Source organism: Mycobacterium senriense, from assembly GCF_019668465.1.
GTDB lineage: Bacteria > Actinomycetota > Actinomycetes > Mycobacteriales > Mycobacteriaceae > Mycobacterium > Mycobacterium senriense.
This window is the reverse complement of the sequence record NZ_AP024828.1, coordinates 1,968,870-1,992,574: the sequence shown is the minus strand read 5'-3', so window position 1 is coordinate 1,992,574 and position 23,705 is coordinate 1,968,870. Positions and strand designations below refer to the sequence as shown.

Sequence of the window (23,705 nt, the reverse complement as noted above, 5' to 3'; positions counted from 1 at the left end):
CAGAAATTCCGTACACCGTACGGTAATACCTTCAATACTCAGCGAGGAGTCCGGACCGATGACCGTTACCGCAGATAAGGGACAGCTCGGCAGCGTCGAACTCCCGCCTGTGACAGACGATTTCAGCGCCTTCATCATCGCCGGCGCGGTGAGTTCGGATGGGAGCAAGTTCGAGCGCGAGACCGAAGGCCGGACCCCGGCTCAGGGCATCCAGGATGGGGTCGACGCCGAGCAGATCGGCTTTCGACGCGTCTTCATCTCCGAACGATGGGATCTGAAGGAAGCCGACGTCATCCTCGCTGGCATCGGTGCGCTGACGACCCGCCTCGAGCTGGTCACCGGGATCATCGTGCCGACCACGCGACATCCCTGGATGCCGGCCGCACTCGGGGCCACGATGCACTCGTGTTTTGGTCCGCGTTTCGTGCTCGGGCTCGGCCGCGGTGAGGCCGGTGCGTTCCGCGGCATGGGCATCCCGGTGACCACGACCAAGGCGATGGTGGAAAGCGCGAAGATCACCCGGCGGCTGTGGGCGGGCGAGTCGGTGTCCTACACCGGTCAGCTCGGTTCGTTCACCGCGTTGACTTTCGCCGAGACCTATCACGGACCGCAACCGCCGATCTGGATTGCGGGCTTCTGCCACGAACGCGGGGCGGCGGCTGCGGCCGAGGCGTTCGACGGGGTCATCCTGCCGCCCATGCTGACCCCTGACGCCGTCGCCGACGCGGTCCAGCGCATTCGCACCGCGTGCGAGCGGATTGGTCGCGACCCCGCAGAAATTCACATCGTCGCCCCGGTGGTGACCGCCCCAGACATGGACGAGATCGAGACCAAGTCCATCTCGGCCGGGCGACTGGTGACCTATCTCCAATACCCGCTGTACGGCGACGTCCTGGCCACCGCGAACCACTGGGATCTGGAGACCGTCAACCGCATGCGCAACCACGAGCAGTTCCACAACCTCAACCGCGCCGCGGACCTGACGTTTCACCGGCACGAGATGCTGGGGCCGGCATCGGTGCTGCCATCGAGCTGGATCACCGACTGCAGCGCGGTCGGCACCGTCTCCGAATGCGTAACGTCGCTGCAGCGTTTCATCGACGCCGGCGCCGACGAGGTCACCACATACGGGTCCACTCCCCGGCAGAACGCGGCGCTGCTCGCGGCATGGCGGGAGCGACCACAAGCGACGACATCGGTCGCGGCGAGCTCTCGGGCCGACGGGTCGTGACCGTCGCGGCGGACGCCCGGCAGTTCGCCAACGCGCCGGCCGAGTTCTTCGGCCATTCATGGCACGCGATGCAGCATGTGCCGGTCGACGAGCTCGCTGCTCTGCAGCTGGAGGCACTGCAGCTGCGCTTCGGCGAGCTCCGTCACACCGTTGCGACGCTCACCCGGCTCGCCGACGAAGCCGGGATCGACACGGTCGGTCAGCTCAATGACGTTGTCCCGCTGCTGTTCCAGCATTCGGTGTACAAGTCCTACCCGGCCACGCTGCTGGTGCGGAGTCGGTTCACCGAACTCACCCGCTGGCTTGATCGGCTGACCACGATCGACCTCGCCAGCGTCGACGTCTCGGACTGCGAGACGATCGATGCCTGGCTCGACACACTGGAGGCAGCCACGCCACTGCGGGCCGTGCACTCCTCGGGCACCACGGGGACGATGTCGTTTCTGCCGCGCTCGACACACGAGTGGGATCAGATGGGCCGGGCGTCGCGGTGCGGGCTGTTCCAATACAGTGACCCGCTCGGCGTGGGGGGCCGACACGACGGCGAATGGTTCGAGCTGATCTGGCCGCTGTGGCGCTCGGGCCGCAGCGCGATCACCCGCTTTCCCGGCATGGCCCTTCCCCACCTGCTCGGTTCGGAGGACCGGCTGCATGCGCTGCGCCCGGGGCGCATGAGCTCGGACGCGGCCTATCTCGCCGGACGGGTACGCGCCGCCGCGGCCCGCGGCGAGCTCGCCAAGCTCGAGATCAGCCCCGCGTTGCGGGCGCGGCGGGAGGAGTTCGAACGCGAGCAGCGCGAGATGGCGGAATCGCTGCCGAAGTTCATCAACGAGATCAGCCGGGATATGCGCGGACGGCGGATCTGGATGCTGGCCACCTGGAACGTGCTGTACAACATCTCCAAGGCCGGCCTCGACGCCGGCCTGGAGAACGTGTTCGCCTCCGATTCGCTCATCACCACCGGCGGTGGCGCCAAGGGCCAGGTCGTCCCCGATGACTGGGAGGAGACGGTCCGGCGGTTCTCCGGCGTGGAACACATCCAGCACAGCTACGTGATGTCGGAGATCACCGCGCTCAACAAGATGTGCGAACGCGGCCGCTACCACTTCGAACCGTGGATCATCCCGTTTGTCCTCGATCCTGTCGACGGATTGCCGTTCCCGCGGACCGGCGAGCACACCGGGCGGATGGCGGTATTCGATCTGCTCGCCGCCACCTACTGGGGCGGTTTCGTCAGTGGCGACGAGTTCACCCTCAGCTTCGAGCCATGCGGATGTGGGCGGACCACCGCCCACGCCGCGCCGACCATCGAGCGCTACAGCGACAAACACAACGGAGACGACAAAATCACCTGCGTCGCCGCTGAGGACGCGCACCGCGCGGCGCTGGAATTTCTCACCGGCGAACTCGTGTGACCGTCCGCCAATGAAAAACACCATGACCGGATTCGCCGCACCCGCGATCATCCGCGGGCAGTTGATCGACGACGACCTCGTAACATTCGGCGGCCGCGGCGGCACCGCCACCTTTCGGGCACCGGACCCGCACCGCCTGCTGGGTTCTTTGGAGCTGTCGGACCCCAGCCGGCTGCGCGAGGTTCAGGACCTGCCGTTCAGCGAGATCGTCTCCTACCTGGCGGCCCTCGGTGACGCGCTGGCGCTGCCCCGTAATACCCACATGCAAGAGGCGCTGGAGCTCTCCGCGCAGTTCTCCGACATGACCCCTCCGCTGGTCCGCTCATCGTTCGAACAGCTGCCGGCTCTGTTCAGCGCCGCCGCGGTGCGCGAACTTGCCGAGACCACAATCGGGATCCCGTACCTCGAGGGCTGGGTCCCTCGGGTAATGGCCGACGGCCGGACGGCGTCGGTCCGGGCGTTCGGCGCCCGCACCGTACACATCATCGCCGGCAACAGCCCACTGATCGCGGCGCTGAGCATCATCCGCAACGCGGTCGGGCGCTCGGACGCGATCATCAAAACCCCGTCCAACGATCCGCTGACCGCGCTTGCGATCGCCCGCACGATGCGCGAGCTCGACCCGGCGCACCCGATCACCCGTCATTTGTCCGTCGCGTACTGGAAGGGTGGGGATACCGGGTTCGAGGAGCGGCTCTTCCAGCCCGCCGGCGTTGAGAAGATCATCGCCTGGGGCGGGCTCGCCTCGGTCACCCATGTGCTCCGCTATGTCCAGCCGGGGCTCGAGCTGATCTCGCTCGATCCGAAACGCAGCGCGACGATCATCGGGCCGCAGGCTTTCGCGTCCGAGGAGGCGTTCGTCGATGTCGCGTTGCGTACGGCCACCGACATCGGTGCCCTCAACCAGCTCGGGTGCGTCAACGCGCGCGTTGTCTACGTAGCCAGCGGCACCAATCCCGACGGTCTCGAGCTTGCCAACCGGCTCGGCGAGGCGATCTATGCACAACTGCAGCGGTTGCCGGAGCGCCTCAGCACGCCTGCGAAATGGTCGGATCCAGAACTCGTCGCCGAGATCGACGCGCTGCGGTCCAGCCCCGACTGGTACCGGGTCATCGGCGGCCGCGGCGGCAAGGGGGCCGTCATCGTGTCGCAGCTCGATGAGCCGGTCGATTTTTCGGGACGGCTGTCGGGGCGGGTCGCCAACATCGTGCCCATCGACGATCCGGCAGACGCGATCCGCGGGATCAACGCGTACACCCAGACCGTTGGCATCTATCCCGAGTCGCTCAAAGCTCAGCTGCGGGAGCAACTTCCGTTGCACGGAGCTCAGCGCCTGGTGTCGCTGGGGTACGCGGCCGACCCGAGCGTGTCGCTGCCACAAGACGGAATCGAGCCGATGCGTCGAATGGTGAAGTGGATCGTCGACGAGCGGTGCGAACCCGACGTGGTTCGACCCCTGTGGGCCGGCGCCGACAGTAAGGAAGTCCGATGACACATATCGTCGACACGACCGACGAGCTGACCCCGCAATGGTTCACACAGGTGTTGCGCACCAACGGCGCCCTCGGAGCGCAGGACGCGGTGGGCTCAGTCGATGCCCGGGTGATCGGTACCGGGCAGGCTGGGTTCGTTGCTCGCGCACAGTTGGGGTACGCCGGTGGCGCCGCCGGTCCGGCCTCGCTGATCGTGAAACTGCCCTCGGCAGATGCCAGTTCGCGGCAGATGGGTGCGGCGATGGGCATCTACGAATCCGAGGTTCGCTTCTATCAGCAGGTTGCGCCCAGACTCAGTGCCGCGATACCTGCCATCTACTGGGGCGACGTCGAGCCGGCCAGCGGGCGGTTCACGCTGGTGCTCGAAGATCTGCAGGCGACCTCGGACGTCGGCGACATGGTCGGCGGCGGAAACCTGACACAGGCCGAACTGGCGATCGGAGCGCTGCCCGGGCTACAGGCACCGATCTGGAACGACCCGGGCCTGGCAGAGCTGCCGTGGGCCGGCCTCGCGCGCACCGAATTGTTGTTTGCCGCCGTCGAACCCTTGATCGAGGCGTTCGTCGCTCGATTCCACAACCGGGTCGACCCCACTCATCTGGAGTTGGCCAAGCGGCTGGCTCCCGCCGCGGCCGGCAGTGCACAGCGGCTGTGGGGTCCGCCGTTCGTGATAGCCCACGGCGACTACCGGCTGGACAACATGATGTTCGCCCGACTCGGCGGGGCGCCACCGGTCTCAGTGATCGATTGGCAAGGCGCCCGGCTCGGACCACCTCTGCTCGACGTGGCGATCTACCTGGGGTCGTGCCTGGGCGTCGACGAGCGCCGGGCGCACCAGGACCGCCTGCTGCACCTGTATCACGACGGACTGCGGGCGGCCGGTGTCGACGACTTTTCCTTCGCCCAGTGCCAAGACAGCTACCGGGTGAGCTCGCTGTATCCGTTCTTGCTGACGATCGCGGTGTCGATGACGCTGCAGCAGACCGAGCGGGGTGATCAGATGTGGGCGCAGATGTTCACCAATTCGGCATCGATCGTCGCCGACACCGGCGCGGACGCGCTGCTACTGAGCTGATCGAGACGATGGCGATCCCCTCTCCCCGAAGCGGCGCGGCGGCGCTGATCACCGGTGCGTCCTCAGGCATCGGCGCCGAACTGGCGCGCGGCCTGGTTGCGCGCGGCCATGACGCCATCTTGGTGGCGCGGCGGCGTGATCGGCTGACGGCGTATGCCCGCGAGCTGTCCGCCGGCGGCCGGCGCCGCATCGAGGTGATCGCCGCCGATGTCAGCGATCCCGACGGCCGCGCCGGACTGCTCGCGGACCTGGCGCAGTCCGGTTTGGAGATCGACGTGCTGGTGGCATGCGCCGGGTTCGGGATGGGAGGACCGTTCATCGACGCCGACCCCGGGCGGATCCAGGAGCTGATCCGCACCAACGTCGAGGGAACTTTCCTGCTCACCCGGGCGCTCGCTCCCGCGATGGTGGCGCGGGGTGAAGGGGCGATTCTGCTGGTCTCATCGATGGCGGGCAACCAGCCGATGCCGAACTTCGGGGCGTACGCCGCGACGAAGGCGGCGGTGACCTCGCTCGCCGAAGCGCTGCACTGGGAGCTCGGGCGCCACGGGGTGACGGTCACCGGGTTGTGTCCCGGTGGCGTGCGAACCGAGTTCTCCGAGGTGGCGGGGATGCTCGGCACCGAGAGCCGCACCCCGAGCGCGTTGATGGCCGAGCCTGCCGAGATCGCCGAGGCCGGGTTACGGGCGCTCGCACAGAGCAAACGCGTCGTCATCCCGCGCCGAAGCGTTCGCGCCTTCGCCTGGGTGGGTAGCCACGCCCCGCGGCGAATGTGGTTGCCGTTGGTCGGCCGCATGATGGGCGACGGGAACTGACTCCGACCGCCGCGCGATCACGACGACGACGCGGAGGTGTCGCTCATGTAGCTGTCGCGGGTGCCGTCCAGAAAGGTCTGGCGGGCTTTGCTGCTGTCGCCGAGCATATTCAGCTCGAAGGTGTAGCTCAGTTCCTGCCGATACAGCCGGCGCAAGTCGCGCCCCGCGGTGTTGTTGAGCGTCAACTTGAGGGCCCTGATCACCCGGGGCGCTTTGGCCGCGATCGTCGCCGCGACCTCGTAGGTTCTGACCAGCGCGGCGTCGGCCGTCGCTTCCACGTGGTACACGCTGCCATAACTGTGCAACTCGGCGATGTCGAACGGCTCGCAGGTGAACATCGCCGAACGCAGCCGGCGTTCCGGCAGCAGGCCCAGCGCCTGCACCGCGCCGGTCGTCGCGCCGTTGTCCGCCTCGGCGAGCACGAATCGTGTTCCCCGGGAACCGATCAGCACATCGCAGGTGCCGGCCAGCAGCACCCCCAGGCCGACGCAGTAGCCGTGTACGCAGCCGATGACCGGAACCGCGCACTCGGCAATGGCCACGCTGGTGTCCTGGGACCCCCGAGCCTGACCGAGGATGCCGTCGAATCCCGGCAGGCTCTGCACCTCTTTGACGTCACCGCCGCCGCAAAACCCTTTGCCCTGCGCTCGCAACACCACGGCCCGGACTTCTTCGCGACGCTCGTAGCTGCGCAACAGTTCGGTCAGCTCGGCCAGGTCGCCGATCGAATAGGCGTTGACCGGCGGGCTTTCAACGACCAGTTCCGCGACACCCGCCAGTCGGCCGCTGTCGTGGACGGTCTCGGTTACCGGCACGCAGGTTCTCCCAGCGCCACCCCTGCCTCGCCCAGCAGTCCGCGCGCCTGGGTCACGATTCGCCCGACCAGGTCGGCGACCGTCGGGATGTCGTGTATGGCCGCGGACACCTGACCGGCCACCATCAGGCCTTCCACCACGTCGCCCTCGCGCTGGGCCTTGCGGATCTGCTCTTCCTCCCACACCTGAAAGTCCTCGGGAGACATGGTCTTTCGCACGTCCTCCATGAGCTCCAAACCCTTGTTGCGCAGGCCACGGATCGGGGCGTAAATGCCGCCGTAAACGACATCCTCCCACTCCTTCGCCTCGACGATGCGCTGTTTGTACGCCGCGTGCCACTGGTGCTCCTGGGTGGCGATGAACCGGGTGCCCATTGCGGCGGCGGCGCCACCCATCGCCAGCACCGCGGCCAGCCCGCGGCCGTCGCAGATCCCGCCGGATACCACGACGGGGATGTCAAGCGCGTCGATCACCTGCGGGGCCAGCACCATGGTGTGCACCCCTTTGGCGTGCGTGTGGCCCCCCATTTCGTAGCCCGAGGCGATGATGACGTTGGCACCGCTCTCGGCAGCCTTGAGCGCGTGCCGGACCGACCCGACCTTGGCCATGTGCACCAGGCCGGATTCCCGGATGGCTGCGCCGAACTCACCGGCGAAGCCGGCCGAGGTGACGATGGCCCTCAGCTGGTCGCCGGTCCGTCCGCCTTCACGTTTGACCGCGATGGCCTCGTCGATGCAGATGCGGCTGACCAGCAGGAGCTCGCCGCTGGCCGTCCGGCCGACCGGGACGTTGACGGCAAACGGACGGTCCGTGCTGGACGCCACGTGCTCGATCGCCGCGCGGAATCCCTCGCGGAGGAACTGCTCTGAGCTGTTCACGATGGAAGGACAGCTGACGGTGCCCAGCCCGCCGGCCGCTGACACCGCGGCGGCCAGCAAAGTGGTCGGCGACGGGCCCATGCCGTCCTGCATGATCGGGTACTCGATCCCGACCATGTCCTGAAAACGACGCCACATGGTCGTCATGGGTTCCTCCTGCAAGAAATCAACGGCCGTCCTGGTCACGGCCAACGGAAACGGTTTTCGGATGGGGCATCGGGTGACGCACGTCTGGCGCCTCGTCCGGGGCCTGGTCTCGCACCCAGCCGACGGCCTGCGTGTAGGCCTCGATCAGTCGGTCCTCGGCCGGGTAATCGAACCTCGCCGGATACAGCGGGTAGTCCTCGCTGGTGACCGGATGCGCCTCGAGCCACTCTACGGCCTCCACCATCGCGTCGCGGGCGGATATGACCTCGCAGTAGCCCAGCTCGCGCTTCGCCTTATTGGTGTCCAGCAGGATGTGCGGCCGCCCGGTCGGCGGCAACAGTTCGATCAGCGCCGAACCCGCGAGCTCGCCGGGAATGCCGACGAATTCGAGCTCACCGCCCATGATCTGCGCGATCGCCTCGGCCCACTGACGCACGGTGTATTGGTCGTCGTCGCCGGCGTTGTAGGCCTGGCCGTTGGCGACGTCAGGGTTGTCGACGGCGCCGAGCACGACCTCGGCGGCGTTACGCCCAGCGGCCCGGGAGATGATCCATAAACCGTTGTCGGGCAGTATCATTCGGGTCCTGCCGTCGCGGATACGGCGCATCACAGACCATTCCCAGGGCACCAGGTTGCGTGGGCCGTAGATCGCGGGGTACCGGATCACCGTGCCGCGGAACGCGCCGGACGCCGCCCGATCCAGGACGGCGCGCTCGGCCGACCGGATCAGCTTGGCGAAACGCGGCACCGGTTCGGTGCCGTCGGCCAGCGGGCCATCCTCACGCGCGTTGAGCGCCATGCCGTAGGGCGTGACGGTTTCGGGCTGCAGACAACCGCGGTAGGCCGGCACCCCGCCGATGCTGATCAGCTGCCCGCACCGTCCGGCGAACACCTCCGCGATCGCAGCGACTCGCCCGTACATCGCCAGCACCACGTCGAAGGACTGGTCGCCCACCGCCTCGGTGATCGATTCGGCAAAGTGTGGGTCGGCGTGGATGTGCGGAACGTCCGGCAGGTCGGCCGGCTCGTGCACGCCGCGGTGCAGCATGGTCACGTCGTGACCCCGTTGCAGAAGTCCCTGCAGTACTGGGACGCCGGTTGCGCCGCTCCCGCCGATGACAAGCGCTTTCATACTTCATCCGCCTATCTACCGAACCAAACGGCAATTGGTTCTCTATACAACCACACGCCCGGCCGCCTTGGCCACCGCCTCCCCGATGAGGGCGCGGTCGTCGTGCAGGAGGGCCATCTGACGGCTCGGCGCTGCTATGGCGTCGGCTTTAGGCGGTAGCCCGCTCGACTGCAGCTATGATTGAATTCGAAATCAACCAATGTTTGGTTTGAGCGGAGGGTCGCATGAGCCTTGCCTACGTCAGCACCATCATCGAAAGCGACGTCGACACCGTGTGGTCGGTGATCGGCGACTTCCACGGGTTGCCCGCTTGGGTCACGATGGTTCGGTCCAACACGCCCGAGAACGGTGCCGGACCGGGCGCGGTGGGTTCGGTGCGCAACCTCACGCTGGAGCCCGGCGGCGGCACCGCCCGCGAACGGCTGGTGCGCTATGACGCACCCGCCCGCAGCTATTCCTACGACTTCGCCGACGAGATACCTTTTCCGGTGTCTACCTACCGCGGCACCATTCGCGTGCTGCCAGTGACCGACTCGAACACCACGTTTCTCGAGTGGTACGGCGAGTTCGACTGCGAGCCAGCTGTTCTCGAGACGATGACCGCGACCTTCCGGGCGATCTACTCGCAATTCATCGAAGATCTGCGCCAACACCTGAAAGACCGCGATTTGAGCGTCCCCCAAGCATGAGCGGCGAGCTCGACGGCCGGGTCGCGCTTGTCACCGGTGCCGCGTCCGGGATCGGCGCGGCAAGCGCGCAGGCGCTGGCCGAGGCGGGAGCGGCAATCGCGGTCACCGACGTCAACATCGACTCCGCCGAAGCCGTTGCCGCAGCAATCGAGCGAACCGGTGGGCGGGCCCTCGCGCTGCGGCTCGATGTGGCCGACGAAGAACACTGGGCCGCCGCGATGCCGGTCGTGCGCGCCCGGTTGGGGCCCGTCACGGTCTTGCACAGCAACGCCGCCGATGTCTCGATCTTCGACCGCGACAACGACTTACTGACGTTGGAGGTCGCGACGTGGGACCGCGCATTCGCCGTAGCGGCCCGCGGATCGATGCTCAGTGCCAAACACACCCTGCCGGACATGATCGAAGCCGGCCGGGGCAGCATCATCTACACCTCGTCGGTCAAAGGGCGCTCGGGCTCCACCCGCCAGGTCGCGTACTCGTCGGCGAAGGGCGCCATTGAGTCACTGACGCGCATTATCGCGACGACATACGGTCCGTCAGGTGTGCGTTGCAATGCAATCGCGCCGGGCGTTGTAGATACGCCGGCTGCGCGCGCGAACGTCTCTGACGAACTGCGCAGGCTGATCATCGAGGGCCAGGTAGTGGGTCGGCTCGCCGAACCGGCGGATATCGCCCGCGTCGCGGTCTTCCTTGCCTCCGACGCCGCCGCGATGATCACCGGTCAGGTTCTTGTCGTCGACGGCGGGATGACCGGACACATTCCGGCGCTGTCCTCACGGTGACGCGACCGGCCACTGGTGCCGGAGTCAGGCGCGGGTGACGCTTTGCGCCGAGGGCGACATCGCGGCCCGGATTCGCTCGGTCACCAAGCGTGCGGATTGCACGCAGCCGCTCTGGCCTGCCGTGGCCCACTCACGCACGCCGTCCCCGACGTTGAAAAGGTTTGCGATCGGGGTGGTTTGCGGCAAATCGCGGCCGGCGATGGCTCGCTGTGCGGGCCAGTCCTCCCCTGCGCAGATCTCGACCGACAAGATGCGGGCGGAGTCGAAGCCCGGAAAGTGTTCGTGCAGATCCGCTTTCAGCAACTCGACCTCGTGGTCGACGTCGAAATCGCCGGTCGCGGGGTGCGGCGTGGAGGCCGCCGCGTACAGGTTCCATCCTGCGGGCGCCATCTCCGGACATGTCGCGGTGAGATTGGCGGCGTAGGCCAGCCGGCGGGTAGGGCCGAAGAACACCAGGCCGGTGACCGAGCCCAACGGCTGCTCGCTGGCGAAATTCACGGTGATCAGGGTGCTCGGATTCGACTGTGCCCGAACATGTTCGGCGTAACCACCGGGCAAGTTGACGTCGCCGCACATGCGTACCGTCGCAACCGGTCCGGCGTTGCTGACCACCACGCGGGCGCTGATGCGGACCGTCCCGTCGGGCCGGCGGATCGTGGCACCGTCGACCCGACCCGAATCGTCGAATGTCAACGCGACGACCTGGCTGTTAAGCCAGAGCGTGCCGCCGTTGTGCTCGAAGTGATCTGCCAGCTGCCGCCACGGTCCGATGCTGCCCTCCGGATGCATGGCGTAGGTGTCGAGCGCCTTGGGCTTGGTGAGGTAGTCGAAGAATACGGCTGCCTCGACATCGCTGGGTTCGGCGGCGAACATCGCGCTGGTGAGGTTGCGAACCAATCCATGGAGGAAGGCCCCGGCCCGCAGGCGGGACAGCCACTGCGCGGTGCTGATACCGCGTGGCGGACGCATCCGTGGCGCGCGGCGAGCGACGGCGCCGACTAGCGCGAGCAGCGCGCGAAACATCAGGCCCGTCAGCCCGCTCATCATCGGCACATCCCAGCGGCCCAGCCGCAGCACTAGAGGCCGTTTGGGCGTCCGCGCGTTGATGGTGAGGCCGAGATCCTCGAACAGCTTGGCGTTTTCACCACCGAGCTCGATGATCAAGGCACCGGTGTTGACCCGGAATCCGTCGACATCAATGGTGGAAGCCCGCCCGCCGACACGGTCGTATCTTTCCACCAGCAGGGTCGTGAAGCCGCTGGCGTTCAGCCGGGCCGCGGCGGCCATTCCGCCGGCCCCGGCGCCAATCACTATCGCGTCGTAGGTCGCCAGGCTCTCTGCGTGATTGGTCACCACTGCCTCCCACAGGTCGTAAAGTTGCTGGGATGACTCAACCTGGCGCTCGCCGCGGACCCGGCCGTCCGTTGGGCGCCGACGGAGCCGAAACCCGGCTCAAGATTCTGCACAGTGCCCGAGAAGTGTTCAGCACCATAGGATTCGACCGTGCCAGCCTTCGGCAGATCGCCGAGGAAGCCGGCTTCACCCGCAACGCGATCGCCAACTATTACCCGAGCAAGATCGAGTTGTACCGGGCCGCTTTGGCATCCGTGCACGAGGTGGTGATCTCGGAGATCCTCGGCCCGGCGCTGTGCCAGACCGGCTCGATCGACCGCCGGATCGTGGCGGTCTTCGACCGTGCGGTGGCGACCATCCGGATTGACCAGACCTTCGTGCGCTTCTTCGTCACGTCGACGGCCGACGCGATCCATCACCCGGATCTGCGGGACCAGGCCATGCAGCCTCTGGTCGCGGTACGCGAGCACTTTGCTGCGGCACTGGCAGCGGCGCAACGCGACGGCGAAGTCGACGCCGGCATCGACACCGAAGCCACCACGCAGGTCCTGGTCGACCTGCTGTGGGGACTTGCCGTCGACGCCGGTTTTTACTCTGACCAACACCGGACCCGTCGAACACTGGAGGCGCTCGAGCGGATCGTCGTGGCACTCACTTGATGGAGGCACCGGCGTCGATCGGCAGCGACACCCCCGTGATGTAGCGAGCTTCATCGCTGGCCAAAAACAGCACCGCATTGGTGACGTCGATACTTTCGATCCACGGAATGGCCAGTGCGTTCATCTCGGTAGCCGGTACCGCGAACTTCTCCCGGGTGGGATTCGGGTCATCGGGGAGGAATACGCGGTATGTCGGCTCATTCTGGATCATGTCGGTGTCGACATTGGTCGGGTGGACGCTGTTGACCCGAATGTTGAACGGCGCCAACTCAAGTGCCAGTGTCTTCATCAACCCAACGACGCCGTGCTTGGCCGACACATAATGCGCTAGTCCGGGTTGGGCGATCAGGCCAGCGATGCTACTGGTCAGCACGATGGATCCACCGTTTCCGGCAGCGATCATGTGCGGAATGGCCGCCTTGGTGGTCCGCCACGATCCGCTGAGATTGATGTCGATCATCTCTGTCCAGGTCTGCTCCGTCAGTTCGAATGACGGACCGACAGAAAGGATGCCGGCGTTCGCGGACACGATGTCCAGACGGCCGAGTTCGCTCACCCCCTCGCCGACTGCCGCTGTCAACGCCTCGCCGTCGCGAACGTCGACCTGGCGAGCGACCACGCGTCGGCCTCGAGCTTTGATCTCGCGGGCGGTCTCGTCCAGATCAGCAGGAGTGGCCAACGGGTAGGGCGCAGACTCAACCTGGGCGGCGATGTCGAGCGCGATGATGTCGGCGCCCTCGTCGGCCAACCGCAGGGCGTGGCTGCGCCCCTGCCCGCGGGCGGCGCCGGTGATCAGTGCGACCTTGCCCTCGACGCGTCCGGTCATAGGGTTCTCCTCGTTGAAAGATGTTGTGGGGAAGAGGGATTGACAGCGAGTGTCTAGACCTTGTCGAAAATCAGCGGAACACGGTCCGGGTAGTTGGCGATTCCGGGCACCCACTTCAGGTCGGCCGGGTCTGCGTCCAGCCGGAAGTTGGTGACGCGAGCGAGCAATTCCTCGAACGCGATGGCGATCTCTACCCGGGCCAGGTGCATGCCGATGCAACGGTGGATTCCCAGGCCGAAACCGGCGTTGCCACCGCGGGGCGGATCGAACTGCAACTGGTCGGCATTGGGGAACTTGGCGTCGTCGCGGTTGGCCGAATCGAACCGGATGAGCAGACGCTCGCCCTTTTTGACCGGGCACCCGGCGATCTCGGTGTCCTTCATGACGGTGCGCCCGAACGTCCCCACCGGCGACGTCAGGCGGATGAACTCGTCCATGTCGTTGCGCACCCAACGGGGGTCTCGGACCCGTTGCTCGAGTTCGGGATTGAGCGCCATGTACATCGCGATGGCGCCGATCGCAGACCGGGTGGTGTCCAGCCCGCCGAGGAACAACACCGAGATCGCACCGAGTGCCTGCTCGTTGGTCAACCGCTCGCCATTGATAGTCCCGGTCGCCAGCGCCCGTAGGATGCCGTCCTCTTCCGGCGGATTCTCGATCGCCGCAAACAAGTACTCCGCCGAAAGCATCCCGAGGTTCATGAACGACTCCTCGGTGCCGTCCTCGGTAACCCGGTACACGATCTCTTTTGCGCGTTCCATCTTGGACATGTCGTTCTCGTTGAACACCATCCGCGCCAAGATGCGGGAGACGAACGGGCTCGCAAACTCGCTGAGCAACTCGACCTTGCCGTTTTCGATGAATCCGTCAATCAGCTCATTGGCGGTTTTGCGCATCTCGTCGGCGTATGTCAGCGCGAACTTGCGGGTGAGGTATGGGCTGAGCAGCGCGCGGAAGCCGGTGTGCTCGGGCGGGTCGGAATCCAGCGGACCCAACCGCACCGGCGCGGGAGCCGGCGATCCGCCCACCGAGGAGAACGTTTCTGGATCCTCGAGCACTCGCCGGACATCTTCGTAGCGCGTGATCATCCACATCGGCCCGGTGAGCTCGGTCTCGGTCCGCACCACCGGACAGTGCTGCCGCGCGTAGGCGAACGCGTCGTACTTCCACTCGACGTGGTCGCGATCGAACGGATCGTAAGACTCCAGCAGCGCGGCGAGGTCGCGGTCAGTACGTGCAGAGGTCATCGCATAGCTCCCCAAAGGTCGACAGCTTCGTCACTACCGTCACCGTGTTCAAACGCTGTTCGGTATTAATTGGCCACGATGCCATATGTCTTGCATCACGTCTAGGCCGGGGTGTGACGTGGCTCGTCAAGACGGCGAGAGGTCAGCCCTGCAGCACCGGGTCGAGCTTGAGTGGGCGCGAGGCCTCGACCATGATGATTTCCCACTCGATGCGCGGGTGCTGCTCCCACTCCCGCCGGGACTTGATCCGGGCCCGATCAGGGAAGCCGTGGTGGATGCCCTGCGGATCGTGACTGACCAGGCCGGCCTTCAACGGTCGACCGAGAGACTTGCCGCCGTGAATAAGCGCGATCTCGTCATAATCGGCGTTGCGGTGGAACCACGGGATGCGTTCGACACCCTGCACCGACTCGAACGGTCGCGGCAGCAGATTGATGATGTTGATGCCCTCCGCCACCAGGAAGCAATGCATCGACGGCGGGAGGTGCAGGCTGTCAGACATGATCACGTTCCAGTCGCGAATGTTGAATGCGAATGGGAAGTAGTCGCCCTTCCACCCCTCTACATCGCACGGGTGCGAGGCGGCGTAGATCGATGAATATTCGCCGTCGTATTTGACCCTGATCTCGTACTCGTGCTGGTCGGATGTCACCGGCACCGGTTCGGGTACGCGCACGACATCAGGGTCGAACGGAGCGTGCCGGCCCAGGCCGACGTACGTCGGCGCCCGCAACTCGCCGACTGTTTCGATGCCGAACAGCATGGTCTCACCGGGATCGACCACCCAACGATGGGTGACGGCCTTCGGGAGCACGACATAGTCGCCCTGCTCGTAGCTGATCGGCCCGAATTCAGTCTCGACTGTCCCCGAGCCGCGGTGCACGAACCAGCATTCGTCGCCGTCGACGTTGCGCCGGTAGAAGGGCATCGCTTCGGAACGCCGGGACAGCCAGATCGTCGCGTCGGCGTTGTAGTACAGCCGCTGCGCTGCGCCCCGGGCGTCGGTGAGGTCGTCGGTCTTGATATCGGTCAATACCGCGGAGGTGGACTTGAAGCGGCCTTCGGTGCGAAAGACCGTCGGGTCGTTGGAGCGATACAGAACCGCTTCACGTCCGTCGAAGCCGTGCCGGGTCAGTTCGTCGTCTTTGACCAACGTCCCGTTTGAACTCGAGTCCGGCAGGTCGCGATGGGCCTGCCGGCTTGTCTTGCCCTTGCTGTGCTGGATCAGGGTTCGCATGTTCATGCCCTGCAGCATACGAATATGTCAAGTTTTTGACAATCGCCATTTGGTTATGGGGTCCGCCGATCCGCGACGGTGGCCAAAAGGCGGCTGAGCAAGCGCTGTTCGGACGCGTCCAGGACCGAGAGCCACTGCCGCTGGCGGTCGGCCTGTTCGCGGATCGCATCGCGTAGTTCCGTCCGTCCTCGCTCGGTCAACTCCAGCCGGACCAGCCGCCGATCGTGGCTGTCTCTGGCGCGGTCCACCAGGCCGTCGCGCTCCAAAGTGTTCAGCGCACTCGAGATCGCTGCGCGCGATCCGCCGGACAGCCGGGCCACGTCGCGTTGCTCAACAGTGCCGAACACCCACAGCACGTTCATGATCCGAAAGCCCGCCCATGTCCACCCACGCCGGCGGTGCAAGACCTCGAAGTCCTGCGAGATTCGGGCGTGCAGCCGAGAGAGGTTGAAGACCAACTCCGCGTGCTCGGAAGCGTCGGCACCGACCGCGCCTTCCGCACGCAACCGCTGCGTGAGCAGCGCCCGATACGCCTCGACGCTCGTCGGGTTGCTCGCGTGGGACTGCGCTCGGCTGCCCCGGGGATCGTCCGACTTCGGCCCAGGCTTCATCGGCGCGAACCTACGCGCCGTCGTCCGACCACACAACCAAACTTTGTTTGATACTTTGATGGCGTGACAGGCGATTCCCCAATTTCGACCGAAGCTCCCCCGCTGAGCGGAGTGCGGGTCCTCGACCTCAGCGCACTCGGGCCGGGCCCGTTCTGTTCCATGCTGCTCGCGGACTTCGGCGCTGATGTCGTCGCCGTCGAACGACCGGGCGTCCCGCTCCCCTTCGATCCGGCCGCGAATCTGTCCCGGGGCAAGCGCTCAGCGGCCATCGACCTGCGCGCGCCCCGCGGTGCCGAGGTGATCGCCCGACTTGCCGACCACGCCGACGTGCTGCTGGAGAGCAACCGTCCCGGCACCATGGAGCGGCGCGGGCTGGGCCCGGACGTACTGTGCGCCCGAAACCCCCGGCTGATCTATGCGAGGTTGACCGGATGGGGCCAGGATGGGCCGTACAGCGACCGGGCCGGGCACGACATCAACTACACGGCGGTAGCGGGCACCCTCGGCACCATCGGCTCCGAAAAGCCTGTCACCCCCCTGGCCTACGTGGGTGACCTGGCAGGCGGGTCGCTGGTCACCGCCCTCGGAATCATGATGGCGCTCTTCGAACGGACCCGCACCGGCAAAGGGCAGGTGATCGACGGCGCTATCGTCGACGGCGCAGCCCTGCTTGCCGCGATCCACCTCGCGGAACTGAATAGCGGGCTGTGGTCCGGTCGCGGCAAGCACCTGTTGTCCGGCGGGGCGCCGTTCTACGGCGTTTACGAATGCGAAGACGGCCGATTTTTTGCCGTTGGCGCGATCGAACCCAAGTTCTACGCGCAATTCTTATCCGCGCTGGACATCGAGGACATCGCCTTAGCCGCTCAACTGGATCCGACCGGCTGGGCGCAGCTACGGGAGCGGATCGCCGAGGCGTTCCGGTCCAAAGCCCGCTCGCACTGGTCGGCGGTGTTCGCTGACATCGATGGCTGCGGCGCGCCAGTGCTGGAACTGGACGAATTGGCCGACGACCCGCACTTGCGGGCCCGCAACACGATCCTGGCAAGCGACGACGGGACAGTCACAGTGGCACCGGCGCCGCGGCTATCCCGCACCCCGGCACGCCTGCGACCGGCACCGGCCAGCCGGGGCGCCGACACGTCAGCGGTGCTCGGCGAGGCCGGCTTCACCGCAGACGAGATCCGTGAGCTGCAGGCGGACGGCACCATCACCACGACGGCTTGACGACCGACACTCAGTCGGACAGCCGGATCGCATTCTCAGGGCAGCTGAAGACCGCTTCGTCGACGTCGGGCGATGACCCGGCCTCGTCGTCCAATACCTTGCCGAAGCCGTCGTCGTCCATGTCGAAATGGGTCGGGGCGATCAGCACGCAGCGACCATGACCCTGGCATTTGCCGCTATCGATCGTTATTCGTGACACACCCATCTCCGCTCCTCAGAAATCATTTCGGTCCGCGCAGCCCAAGCCGGCGACGCCAGTCATGCGCCCCGGTGAGCCGGATCAGCCGCTTCTGCAGGCGACTCATCCGAGGCACGTAGGGATACCAGTGCGGCTCGGACTTGAGCCGGAACCGCTCGGAGACAATCGCCTGTTGCCGGCAGAATTTCAACATTCCCGCGGCTCCCCCGTTGCGACCCCCGACGCCAGAGGACTTCCAGCCGACCATCGGCAACGGGATGAGCATGGTGGCCGTCAGCGCGCTGTTGATGTTGACCGCGCCGGTCTCGAGTCGGCGCGCCACCCGGTCAGCGCGTTGCTCGTCGGCAGTCCAGACACTGGCCGCCAGCCCGTACGACGAGTCATTGGCGAGGCGGATCGCCTCCTCATCGTCCTTGACCTTCATCACCGGCAGCGTCGGACCGAACGTCTCCTCGCGCATGCACAGCATCGAATGATCGACCCCGGTCAGCACGGTCGGTTCGAAGAACAGACCCTCGTCTTTACGCCGGCCGCCGGTAACCGCGACCGCCCCGCGTTCGACGGCTTCGCCGACGTGGCGCTCGACGATCTGCACTTGGCGTTCGTTGGCCATCGCACCGATCTCGGTGGTGTAGCTGCCGTCGGGATCCATGCCTTGCCGCAGGGCTCGGACCTTGGCCACCAGCTTGTCGACGAACTCGTCGTAAACCCGCTCCTGGACGTAGATTCGCTCGACGGACACGCAGATCTGGCCCGAATTCCACAGGCCGCCCCAGACTGCGCCGCTGGTCGCGCGATCGATGTCAGCGTCGTCCAAGACGATCATCGCGTCTTTGCCGCCCAACTCCACGCTGTGCGGGATGAGGCGTTCGCCGGCACGAGCGGCGATCTTTCGCCCGGTCGCGATCGATCCGGTGAACTGGATCATGTCGACTTCGTCGAGCACCGCGGTTCCGGCGGCTCCACCACCGGTGACACACGCGATCACAGGGGGAGCGCCGAGTTCCTCGATCCAGCCGCGAGTGACCTCTGACCACGTCAACGGTGTCACCTCGGACGGCTTGAAGAGCACCGCGGCCCCGGCCATCAGTGCCGGGATGCCGTCGACGATCGGAGTCGCCAGCGGACCATTCCACGGTGTGATGATGCCAACGAGTGGGTGCGGCCGGATGAACACCCGCAGGTTCTTCGTCAACGACACCGGGCCGTCACGCTTCACCGCCCGATCCGCAAGGAAGTCGGCCGCGTGCTTGGTGAAGTAGTTGATGGTGTCGACGGCCACCGCGATCTCCATCGCCGCATCGCCCCACGACTTGCCGGTTTCCTCCTGCATGGTGCCGACCAGCCGGTCTTCGTTGTCCAATATCCAGTCGAGGAATCGGAGCAGATGCTTCTTGCGGCCGTGCGGCCCGAGCTCCTCCCACGCCGGCTGGGCGGCGCGCAGCCGGGCGGCCACCTCGTGCACCTCGGCTGCCGACATCTCGGGGACACTGCCGACAATTCGTCCATCCGCCGGACAGCGCACCACGATCCGGGCCGCTGCCGTGTCCGGATCCCCGACCTCTCGTGCGGTTGCCGTCATCGTGGACTGTCCTTTCCTCGCGAAACCGTCGAGCGCCGCACCATCACCGGATCCGAGAATACCTAACGCTGTTTGGTGGCTGGTGGCCAGCATGACATATGTTGCGCGCAACGTCGAGAGCGTCGGAACGCAGAATGTCGAGCAACTTCAGCGCAATTCAATGTCAACGGTGGCGCGGTCGCGGCCGTCGTCGCCAGTCGCCGACAGGGCGACAGACGGGCTGTCCGACGCCAACCGCTTCAGCTGCGCGGATTGCCCGCAGAACAGCGGCGCGACATTCCGGTGGCGCACGCGGTGCACACCGGCGTCCGGCGTTTCCAACCGCACGATCTCGGCAAGCGCTAACGTCACGAGCGGCCCGTGCACCACCAGCCCCGGATATCCCTCGACACGGGTCGCGTACGGCCAGTCGTAGTGAATGCGATGGGCATTGGCGGTTACGGCACTGAATCGCATCAGCAACGACGGATCCGTTTCGAACTCCCACTCCCACTCGCCGGTGCGCCGCAGCGGCGACGGTGTCGGAGGCATGATCGCGGCGTCAGCGGGATCGGAACCGCCGGAGGTCTGCGACGCCGCCTCCCGGAAGATCAGGTTCTGACGCTCAACGACGGCCAGATCGGAATGGTCGTTGTACAAGTGCGTCGTCACCCGCACGATGACCAGAGAGCCGGACCGGCCGGTCTTCTCCTCAACGCTATCCACCCACGACTCGCGTCGTATGACGCGACCGACGGTGAGCGCAGCGTGCAATTCGATCTCACCACCGGCGAACATCCGCCGTGGCAAGTCGATCGGCGGTAGGAAACTACCGCGTCGCGGATGGCCGTCGGACGACAGCGCAGAGGATGAACACCACTGCGGTAGCGCGACCCAGTGCCAGAGCGGCGGCAACTCGTCACCCGGTAACGGGGCCGGGTTGCTGTCGTCGAAGAGGGCCGACAGGGCCGCCACACGACCAGCGTCCACGACCACGTCCTCGCGGACGGTGTGCGGCTCCCATCGCGAGTCAATCACTAATGCACTATGGCTCATAGTCTTTCGCTACTGGTGTTGAGGCGGTGATCTGCAAGCGAAATTAGCAGGCCGCGTCGCTCGAGTTGGCGGCGCTGAGCAGTTCGGCAATGTCAACGAATTTCACGCGTGGCCGTGAAGTTTCGCGACCCCGTTCGCGTTCGGCGGCGTCGATGGCACGCCAACCCTGCCAGTCGACGGGCTCGGCCCCTCGCTCCGCGAGCAGATCGGCCATGGCGTCCCGGTCTGCGACCTCACGACCCAGCAAGCCCGAATCGTAGTCCTCCCAGAGCTTTTGGACCGTCTGCTCGGCACAGCTCCGATTGGTTCCGATCACGCCGCGCGGACCACGCTTGATCCATCCTGTGACATATACGCCGGGGACGTGCTGGCCGTCCTCGCGAAGTGCTCTGCCGTGTTCGTTGGATACCACGCCGTTCGCGTCGTCGAAGGGCACACCGTCGATCGGCACACCCCGCTGTCCGATCGAACGCAGGATCAGCCGGCTCTCGATCACTTCGCTTTCCCCGCCTGCATGCACCACGCGAAGACTCTCGGCATGCTCTTCACCACCCACTTCCACGGGTGAGACCATGAAACGGAACACGATCCGCTTGTTCTGCGGCTGCCTCGGCCGTTGAGTGAACTCGCGCGCGATCTCCAACTTCATGCGTGTCTCGACGTCGTCGTCGTCGTGCGCATCCAGTTCGTCGCTGTCAACGATGACATCGACCCCCGGCAGGTGGCCCAGCGCCAGGAACTCGCCGACCGAGAAGGCGGCCTCCCTTAGCCCTCGGCGCGCCAAGATGACCACTTCGTCAATTGCGCTGTCCGACAACTTATCCAACGCATGCTGCGCGATGTCGGTCTTCGCGAGATCCTCCGGCGCCATCAGCAAGATCCGGGCCACGTCCAGTGCGACATTGCCGTTGCCGATGATCACCGCCCGCTCTGCAGACAGGTCGAACGTGGAGTCAGCGTGGTCGGGGTGCCCGTTGTACCAGCCGACGAAGTCCGCGGCGGCATAACTTCCGGGCAGCTTCTCCCCCGGGATACCGAGGTCGCGGCCCTTCGGTGCCCCCACCGCGTAGATCACGGCGTGATGGTGCGCCAGCAGGTCTTCGTGCGTGATCGTCTTGCCGACCTCGACGTTGAAGTGGCACTCGAAGCGCGGGCTCGCGAACGCGGGATCGAAGAGCTTGACCACCGCCTTGGTGTGCTGATGATCCGGCGCCACTCCGGTGCGCACGAGACCGAACGGCGTCGCAAGCCGATCGAACATATTCACTTCCACGCCGGCGACGCGGGTCAGCTCCGCTGCGGCGTAACAGGCTGCCGGTCCTGCCCCGACGATCGCGACCCGTAACGAGCCCTGCTCCACGGCGGGATGATCAGTACCGGCTCGCTGCGAATCCATCGCCAAGGGATGGTGTTCGAAGTAGCTCGAATTGATGTCTTTGAACCGCTCCAGCTCAGGCGGCAGCTCCTCCTCGTAGTAGATCGCGTCGACGGGACACGCGTCGACGCACGCGCCGCAGTCGATGCACGTGACCGGGTCGATGTAGAGCATCTCGGTACCGGTGATTTCACCCGTCGCTCCCACCGGCCTGATGCAGTCCACCGGGCACACCGGCACGCAACTGGCGTCCTTGCAGCAACTCTGGGTGATGACGTAAGTCATTGCGGATGCTCCCTATTCATCGATAGACAGCGCGCCGGTCGGACAGTTGTTCACCGCCTCTTCGACTTCTGCCCTTTCGCCCTGCGCTGGTTCGGATTTGATGGCGTGCGCCTGGCCGTCGTCGCCGATCTCGAACACCGACGGTGCGGTGACCTCGCACAACCCGATTCCTGAACACTTGGTGGTGTCAACCTTGACTTTCATCAGAACAATCTCCGCATGATGTTGAGGGCGAGTCGGCTGTAGGGCGGGTAGACCAGACGCGGATCGGGTTTCGCCGTTTTGGACAGCACCGCGCGGCGGTGGCTGAGCGTTTCGAAGCCCCATCTACCGTGGTAGGCGCCCATGCCGCTGGCGCCCACACCGCCAAACGGCAGCGACGGCACCAGACAATGCATAGCAACGTGATTGATCACCGCGCCGCCGGATGGGATGCGATCAACAAGGCCGCGGCTCGCGCGTCCGGAGCCAAAAACATACAGCGCCAATGGTTTCGGTCGGCCGTTGACGAAATCGACTGCTTGGTCGACTGACCTGTAGGTGATGATCGGCAAAAGCGGACCGAAGATCTCGTCGGCCATGACCGGGTCGCTGGGTGACGGATCAACGATGACGGTCGGTTCGATGCGCAGCGTGCTGCTGTCCCAATGGCCGCCGGCGGCCACTTCGCCTTCGGTGCTGCCGATCAGCGAGACCAGCCGGTCGAATTGACGCTGGTTGACTATCGGCACCCCCAGACCACCTTCGTCCGAACGAAAGTCGCGAAGGTTGCCGACGATCTTGCCGACGAGTTCGTTGGAGATGCTGTGATCGGCGAGCACGTAATCCGGCGCGATGCACGTCTGGCCGGAGTTCAGCAGCTTGACCCATGCGATGCGACGGGCGGCGACATCGATATCGGCATCGGCCGTGACGATCACCGGGCTCTTGCCGCCCAGCTCCAGCGTGACGGGGGTGAGCGTTGGTGCCGCCGCGGCCATGATCTTCTTGCCGACTTCGGTTCCGCCGGTGAAAAGAACGTGGTCGAAGCCCGCCGCCAGCAAGTCTTGGGTGACCGCGGCGTCACCTTCCACGACACGTACAGCCTCGGGGTCGACGTACTGGCTGAGCTGTCGCGCCAACAACGCCGATGTGGCAGGCGCGAGTTCGGACGGCTTGATCACGGCGCAGTTGCCGGCCGCCACCGCGGCGACCAGCGGCGCCAGACTCAGATACAGCGGATAGTTCCACGGACCGATGATCAGCACAGCGCCCAACGGGTCGTATTGCACCCATGCCCGACCAGGCAACTGCGCCATCGGCAACGATTCCCGTCGCCGGCGCATCCACTTCTTCAGGTGCTTGCGCGCATAGACGGCCTCGCCCTTGGTCGAGGCGATATCGCCCAGCCAGGCCTCCGCAGCACTGCGACCGAGGTCATCGGCCAAGGCTGCAGCGATCGCGGGCTCGCGCTCCTCGACGAACCGCTCGATGCCGCGTAGCTGTTCCAGTCGCCACTGCAAGCCCCGCGTTCGACCGCTGTCGAAAACTTTCCGAAGATCGGCGAGCACATTGGCGCCAGCGGTGATCTTCGGTGCCGAGATAGTCACAGATTCTC

Annotated in this window: 23 protein-coding genes; 9 read left to right on the top strand and 14 right to left on the bottom strand. The window is 65.8% G+C overall.

Annotation, left to right across the window (positions count from 1 at the left end; genetic code table 11):
- Positions 1-58: 58 nt before the first annotated feature.
- The 5 genes from MTY59_RS09490 to MTY59_RS09470 are packed head-to-tail and all read left to right on the top strand — an operon-like array spanning position 59 to position 6,029.
- Positions 59-1,231, top strand: a complete 1,173-nt coding sequence (locus MTY59_RS09490) for a TIGR03857 family LLM class F420-dependent oxidoreductase (protein WP_221045415.1) — start codon at positions 59-61, stop codon at positions 1,229-1,231.
- Complete coding sequence (locus MTY59_RS09485) at positions 1,168-2,646, top strand: hypothetical protein (protein WP_250160779.1); 1,479 nt, start codon at positions 1,168-1,170, stop codon at positions 2,644-2,646. Before MTY59_RS09490 ends, MTY59_RS09485 begins: the two co-directional genes overlap by 64 nt.
- Positions 2,647-2,656: 10 nt before the next feature.
- Positions 2,657-4,138 (top strand): acyl-CoA reductase, encoded by a 1,482-nt coding sequence (locus tag MTY59_RS09480; RefSeq protein WP_221045414.1) that lies wholly within the window; start codon positions 2,657-2,659, stop codon positions 4,136-4,138.
- Positions 4,135-5,214, top strand: a complete 1,080-nt coding sequence (locus MTY59_RS09475; protein ID WP_221045413.1) for a phosphotransferase — start codon at positions 4,135-4,137, stop codon at positions 5,212-5,214. The genes MTY59_RS09480 and MTY59_RS09475 overlap by 4 nt, the downstream gene beginning before the upstream one ends.
- An 8-nt stretch (positions 5,215-5,222) precedes the next feature.
- Positions 5,223-6,029 carry an SDR family NAD(P)-dependent oxidoreductase gene (locus MTY59_RS09470; RefSeq protein ID WP_014941045.1) on the top strand — a complete coding sequence of 269 codons (807 nt, stop codon included), beginning with the start codon at positions 5,223-5,225 and terminating at the stop codon, positions 6,027-6,029.
- Between the two features lie 17 nt (positions 6,030-6,046).
- On the opposite strand, the gene MTY59_RS09465 is transcribed toward MTY59_RS09470, so the two are convergent.
- The 3 genes from MTY59_RS09465 to MTY59_RS09455 are packed head-to-tail and all read right to left on the bottom strand — an operon-like array spanning position 6,047 to position 9,001.
- On the bottom strand, positions 6,047-6,844 hold the full coding sequence (locus MTY59_RS09465) for an enoyl-CoA hydratase-related protein (protein WP_014941044.1): 798 nt from the start codon (positions 6,842-6,844) through the stop codon (positions 6,047-6,049).
- Positions 6,835-7,869, bottom strand: coding sequence for an NAD(P)H-dependent flavin oxidoreductase (locus MTY59_RS09460; RefSeq protein WP_221045412.1), 1,035 nt, complete (start codon positions 7,867-7,869; stop codon positions 6,835-6,837). The genes MTY59_RS09465 and MTY59_RS09460 overlap by 10 nt, the downstream gene beginning before the upstream one ends.
- A gap of 19 nt (positions 7,870-7,888) precedes the next feature.
- Positions 7,889-9,001 (bottom strand): Rossmann-fold NAD(P)-binding domain-containing protein, encoded by a 1,113-nt coding sequence (locus MTY59_RS09455; protein WP_014941042.1) that lies wholly within the window; start codon positions 8,999-9,001, stop codon positions 7,889-7,891.
- 224 nt (positions 9,002-9,225) lie between these two features.
- Here MTY59_RS09455 and MTY59_RS09450 point away from each other — a divergent pair, with 224 nt between their 5' ends.
- Positions 9,226-9,690 (top strand): SRPBCC family protein, encoded by a 465-nt coding sequence (locus MTY59_RS09450; RefSeq protein WP_221045411.1) that lies wholly within the window; start codon positions 9,226-9,228, stop codon positions 9,688-9,690.
- Complete coding sequence (locus MTY59_RS09445) at positions 9,687-10,472, top strand: SDR family NAD(P)-dependent oxidoreductase (protein WP_007170533.1); 786 nt, start codon at positions 9,687-9,689, stop codon at positions 10,470-10,472. The genes MTY59_RS09450 and MTY59_RS09445 overlap by 4 nt, the downstream gene beginning before the upstream one ends.
- 24 nt (positions 10,473-10,496) lie before the next feature.
- On the opposite strand, the gene MTY59_RS09440 is transcribed toward MTY59_RS09445, so the two are convergent.
- The gene (locus MTY59_RS09440; RefSeq protein ID WP_221045410.1) at positions 10,497-11,825 is read right to left on the bottom strand and encodes a phytoene desaturase family protein; all 1,329 of its coding nucleotides are present in this window, start codon (positions 11,823-11,825) and stop codon (positions 10,497-10,499) included.
- 32 nt (positions 11,826-11,857) lie between these two features.
- Here MTY59_RS09440 and MTY59_RS09435 point away from each other — a divergent pair, with 32 nt between their 5' ends.
- Positions 11,858-12,484, top strand: a complete 627-nt coding sequence (locus MTY59_RS09435) for a TetR/AcrR family transcriptional regulator (RefSeq protein ID WP_043954262.1) — start codon at positions 11,858-11,860, stop codon at positions 12,482-12,484.
- Here the strand turns inward: MTY59_RS09435 and MTY59_RS09430 are convergent.
- The 4 genes from MTY59_RS09430 to MTY59_RS09415 all read right to left on the bottom strand — a co-directional run bounded on the left by MTY59_RS09430 (position 12,477) and on the right by MTY59_RS09415 (position 16,405).
- Positions 12,477-13,310 (bottom strand): mycofactocin-coupled SDR family oxidoreductase, encoded by an 834-nt coding sequence (locus tag MTY59_RS09430; protein WP_014941037.1) that lies wholly within the window; start codon positions 13,308-13,310, stop codon positions 12,477-12,479. The genes MTY59_RS09435 and MTY59_RS09430 overlap by 8 nt on opposite strands.
- 53 nt (positions 13,311-13,363) lie before the next feature.
- Positions 13,364-14,557 (bottom strand): cytochrome P450, encoded by a 1,194-nt coding sequence (locus MTY59_RS09425; RefSeq protein ID WP_007170537.1) that lies wholly within the window; start codon positions 14,555-14,557, stop codon positions 13,364-13,366.
- Between the two features lie 142 nt (positions 14,558-14,699).
- Positions 14,700-15,800: a homogentisate 1,2-dioxygenase gene (locus MTY59_RS09420; RefSeq protein WP_250160778.1), complete on the bottom strand. Its 1,101-nt coding sequence runs from the start codon at positions 15,798-15,800 to the stop codon at positions 14,700-14,702.
- 47 nt (positions 15,801-15,847) lie between these two features.
- Positions 15,848-16,405 (bottom strand): MarR family winged helix-turn-helix transcriptional regulator, encoded by a 558-nt coding sequence (locus MTY59_RS09415; RefSeq protein WP_221045408.1) that lies wholly within the window; start codon positions 16,403-16,405, stop codon positions 15,848-15,850.
- 111 nt (positions 16,406-16,516) lie between these two features.
- Between MTY59_RS09415 and MTY59_RS09410 the strand changes: the two genes are divergently transcribed.
- Complete coding sequence (locus MTY59_RS09410) at positions 16,517-17,632, top strand: CaiB/BaiF CoA transferase family protein (RefSeq protein ID WP_014941033.1); 1,116 nt, start codon at positions 16,517-16,519, stop codon at positions 17,630-17,632.
- Positions 17,633-17,642: 10 nt separating this feature from the next.
- Here the strand turns inward: MTY59_RS09410 and MTY59_RS09405 are convergent, their stop codons facing one another.
- The 6 genes from MTY59_RS09405 to MTY59_RS09380 all read right to left on the bottom strand — a co-directional run bounded on the left by MTY59_RS09405 (position 17,643) and on the right by MTY59_RS09380 (position 23,697).
- Positions 17,643-17,837 (bottom strand): ferredoxin, encoded by a 195-nt coding sequence (locus MTY59_RS09405; RefSeq protein WP_083862979.1) that lies wholly within the window; start codon positions 17,835-17,837, stop codon positions 17,643-17,645.
- Between the two features lie 16 nt (positions 17,838-17,853).
- Positions 17,854-19,413 carry an aldehyde dehydrogenase family protein gene (locus MTY59_RS09400; protein WP_043954260.1) on the bottom strand — a complete coding sequence of 520 codons (1,560 nt, stop codon included), beginning with the start codon at positions 19,411-19,413 and terminating at the stop codon, positions 17,854-17,856.
- A gap of 147 nt (positions 19,414-19,560) precedes the next feature.
- Positions 19,561-20,430 carry an HTD2 family dehydratase gene (locus MTY59_RS09395; protein ID WP_250160777.1) on the bottom strand — a complete coding sequence of 290 codons (870 nt, stop codon included), beginning with the start codon at positions 20,428-20,430 and terminating at the stop codon, positions 19,561-19,563.
- Positions 20,431-20,491: 61 nt separating this feature from the next.
- The gene (locus tag MTY59_RS09390) at positions 20,492-22,108 is read right to left on the bottom strand and encodes an FAD-dependent oxidoreductase (RefSeq protein WP_221045406.1); all 1,617 of its coding nucleotides are present in this window, start codon (positions 22,106-22,108) and stop codon (positions 20,492-20,494) included.
- A gap of 12 nt (positions 22,109-22,120) precedes the next feature.
- Positions 22,121-22,312: a ferredoxin gene (locus MTY59_RS09385; protein WP_007170544.1), complete on the bottom strand. Its 192-nt coding sequence runs from the start codon at positions 22,310-22,312 to the stop codon at positions 22,121-22,123.
- Complete coding sequence (locus MTY59_RS09380) at positions 22,312-23,697, bottom strand: aldehyde dehydrogenase family protein (protein WP_221045405.1); 1,386 nt, start codon at positions 23,695-23,697, stop codon at positions 22,312-22,314. Before MTY59_RS09380 ends, MTY59_RS09385 begins: the two co-directional genes overlap by 1 nt.
- Between the last annotated feature and the right edge of the window lie 8 nt (positions 23,698-23,705).

Bases quoted from the DNA above. Each gene is read 5' to 3' on its own strand.
- MTY59_RS09455 (WP_014941042.1), bottom strand. From the start codon at position 9,001: ATGAAAGCGCTTGTCATCGGCGGGAGCGGCGCAACCGGCGTCCCAGTA.
- MTY59_RS09405 (WP_083862979.1), bottom strand. From the start codon at position 17,837: ATGGGTGTGTCACGAATAACGATCGATAGCGGCAAATGCCAGGGTCAT.
- MTY59_RS09430 (WP_014941037.1), bottom strand. From the start codon at position 13,310: ATGACCGGACGCGTCGAGGGCAAGGTCGCACTGATCACCGGCGCCGCC.
- MTY59_RS09385 (WP_007170544.1), bottom strand. From the start codon at position 22,312: ATGAAAGTCAAGGTTGACACCACCAAGTGTTCAGGAATCGGGTTGTGC.
- MTY59_RS09420 (WP_250160778.1), bottom strand. From the start codon at position 15,800: ATGAACATGCGAACCCTGATCCAGCACAGCAAGGGCAAGACAAGCCGG.
- MTY59_RS09485 (WP_250160779.1), top strand. From the start codon at position 1,168: ATGGCGGGAGCGACCACAAGCGACGACATCGGTCGCGGCGAGCTCTCG.
- MTY59_RS09480 (WP_221045414.1), top strand. From the start codon at position 2,657: ATGAAAAACACCATGACCGGATTCGCCGCACCCGCGATCATCCGCGGG.
- MTY59_RS09475 (WP_221045413.1), top strand. From the start codon at position 4,135: ATGACACATATCGTCGACACGACCGACGAGCTGACCCCGCAATGGTTC.
- MTY59_RS09425 (WP_007170537.1), bottom strand. From the start codon at position 14,557: ATGACCTCTGCACGTACTGACCGCGACCTCGCCGCGCTGCTGGAGTCT.
- MTY59_RS09415 (WP_221045408.1), bottom strand. From the start codon at position 16,405: ATGAAGCCTGGGCCGAAGTCGGACGATCCCCGGGGCAGCCGAGCGCAG.
- MTY59_RS09470 (WP_014941045.1), top strand. From the start codon at position 5,223: ATGGCGATCCCCTCTCCCCGAAGCGGCGCGGCGGCGCTGATCACCGGT.
- MTY59_RS09490 (WP_221045415.1), top strand. From the start codon at position 59: ATGACCGTTACCGCAGATAAGGGACAGCTCGGCAGCGTCGAACTCCCG.
- MTY59_RS09400 (WP_043954260.1), bottom strand. From the start codon at position 19,413: ATGACGGCAACCGCACGAGAGGTCGGGGATCCGGACACGGCAGCGGCC.
- MTY59_RS09450 (WP_221045411.1), top strand. From the start codon at position 9,226: ATGAGCCTTGCCTACGTCAGCACCATCATCGAAAGCGACGTCGACACC.
- MTY59_RS09460 (WP_221045412.1), bottom strand. From the start codon at position 7,869: ATGACGACCATGTGGCGTCGTTTTCAGGACATGGTCGGGATCGAGTAC.
- MTY59_RS09435 (WP_043954262.1), top strand. From the start codon at position 11,858: ATGACTCAACCTGGCGCTCGCCGCGGACCCGGCCGTCCGTTGGGCGCC.
- MTY59_RS09390 (WP_221045406.1), bottom strand. From the start codon at position 22,108: ATGACTTACGTCATCACCCAGAGTTGCTGCAAGGACGCCAGTTGCGTG.
- MTY59_RS09445 (WP_007170533.1), top strand. From the start codon at position 9,687: ATGAGCGGCGAGCTCGACGGCCGGGTCGCGCTTGTCACCGGTGCCGCG.